Origin of the sequence: Ochrobactrum sp. C6C9, assembly GCF_022627935.1 — a bacterium.
Lineage (GTDB): Bacteria > Pseudomonadota > Alphaproteobacteria > Rhizobiales > Rhizobiaceae > Brucella > Brucella teleogrylli.
In genome coordinates, this window is sequence record NZ_JABXGB010000112.1 from 1 (window position 1) to 385 (window position 385).

A 385-nucleotide genomic window follows, 5' to 3' on the forward strand; every position below is an offset into this window, starting at 1 on the left:
TCAAAATTCGAGCCTTGCGATACGCCGTGTCATTCGCCTGATTGACGAGATGAACATCCATGCCTCTGCGGATGCAACTGAGGCCTCCCAGTCTTTTGCCAGACGGCGGCAGCGATTGAGCCAGGCGAAGGTTCGCTCGACGATCCACCGTTTGGGCAAAACTACAAAGCCCCTGACCTGATCGGAGCGCTTGACGATTTCAATTGCCAGCGCTTCGATATGTGCCACAGCAGTTGTTAGCTTTTCGCCAGCATATCCGCCATCGGCAAAGAGTTTCTTCACAGCGGGATAGTTGTCACGGTGTTGTCACGTTAACTGGGCTGCAGTTGCCTGCCTGACGGTTTGGGCGTAAATTTTGGCGATGCAGACATCAGATATCATCTTC

General features: G+C 53.0%; 1 pseudogene. It reads right to left on the reverse strand.

Annotated features, from left to right (window positions below):
• Positions 1–300: pseudogene (locus HWD97_RS24290) on the reverse strand (transposase); the annotation flags it as partial.
• Between the last annotated feature and the right edge of the window lie 85 nt (positions 301–385).